Genomic DNA, 1,680 nt, shown 5'->3' on the forward strand with positions numbered 1-1,680 from the left:
AGCAGGGCGGCCGGTCAGCGAGTCGGGGCGCGCAGCAGGTCGGCGGCGGTGCCCTGCGCCACCAGACGGCCGCCGCGCTTGCCGGCGCCGGGCCGATGTCGATGATGTGGTCAGCGCGGCGGATGGTGTCTTCGTCGTGCTCCACCACCACCAGCGTGTTGCCCTGCGAACCCAGCGTGTGCAGCGCATCGAGCAGCACGCGGTTGTCGCGCGGGTGCAGACCGATGGTCGGCTCATCGAGCACGTAGCACACGCCCTGCAGATTGCTGCCCAGCTGCGCCGCGAGGCGGATGCGCTGCGCCTCGCCGCCGCTCAGCGTGGGCGCGGCGCGATCGAGCGTCAGATAGCCCAGGCCCACCTGGTCGAGGAAGCCCAGCCGCGAGCGGATCTCGGCGATCACGTCGCGTGCGATCGTGGCCTCGCGGCCATCGAGCTTCTGGGTCTCGATCCAGCGGCGCGCGTCGTTCACCGCGCGCGCCGCCACCGCGGCGATCGACTGCTCGCCCTCCGCCCCGCGGCCGAAACGCACGGCCAGCGAGACCGGGTTCAAGCGCGCGCCATGGCAGGTGCCGCAGGGCGCGTCGGCCACGTCCTCGATCTCGGGTTCGGCGAAGGTCTTCTCGCGCCCGCCGGTGTCGTCGTCGCGCACCGAATCGTCGAGGGCCTTGCGCTGCTCGCGCGTCAGCGTGAGGCCGGTGCCCACGCAATCGGGGCACCAACCGTGCTTGCTGTTGTACGAGAACATGCGCGGGTCCAGCTCGGGGTAGCTGGTGCCGCAGGCGGGGCAGGCGCGCTTGGTCGAGAACACCTTGACGCGGCCGATGCGGTGCGTCGGCGCGCCGGCGGCCATCGCCGCCTTCAGGCCGTCGAGCGGGCCCAGCAGGTGCACCACGCCCTTGCCGAGCTCCAGCGTCTTCGCGAGCAGCGCGCGCAGTTCGGCCTCGTTGTCGGGCGTGACGACGATGTCGCCGACCGGCAGCTCCAGCGTGTGCTCCTTGAAACGGTCGATGCGTGGCCACGGCGAGGTCTTCAGGAATTCGCCGTCGACCCGCAGGTGCGTGTGGCCGCGCTGCGCGGCCCACTTCGCGAGGTCGGTGTAGACGCCCTTGCGGTTCACCACCAGCGGCGCGAGCAGGCCGATGTGCTGGCCCTTGTAGTCGCGCAGCAGCTGCGCGGCGATCGACTCCGGCGTCTGCGGTCGCACCGCCACGCTGGCGTCGGCCGTGCATTTGGGACAGTACTGCGTGCCGAGCTTGACGTAGAGCAGGCGCAGGAAGTGATAGACCTCGGTGGTGGTGGCGACGGTGCTCTTGCGGCCACCGCGGCTCAGGCGCTGCTCGATCGCGACGGTGGGCGGGATGCCGTACACCGCGTCGACCTCGGGCCGGCCGGCCGGCTGCACGATGCTGCGCGCGTAGGCGTTGAGGCTCTCGAGATAGCGGCGCTGGCCCTCGTTGAACAGGATGTCGAAGGCCAGCGTGCTCTTGCCCGAACCGGAGACACCGGTGACCACGCTGAACTTCCCGCGCGGGATGTCGACCGACAGGCCCTGCAGGTTGTGCTCGCGGGCATTGACGATCTGGATCGCGTGGGCGGCAGCGCCGGCCTCGCGCTCGCGCCGGGCGCGCCGCGCCTCGGTCAGCAGCGACTGCAGCGGCAGCCCTCCTCGACCGCGAGGCC

General features: G+C 71.6%; 1 pseudogene. It reads right to left on the bottom strand.

Annotation, left to right across the window (positions count from 1 at the left end):
• Positions 1 to 23: 23 nt before the first annotated feature.
• Positions 24 to 1,680 (bottom strand): annotated as a pseudogene (locus x551_RS21830) (excinuclease ABC subunit A); the annotation flags it as partial.

The sequence above is a fragment of the Methylibium sp. T29 genome (assembly GCF_000576205.1).
Taxonomy (GTDB): Bacteria; Pseudomonadota; Gammaproteobacteria; order Burkholderiales; family Burkholderiaceae_C; genus Methylibium; species Methylibium petroleiphilum.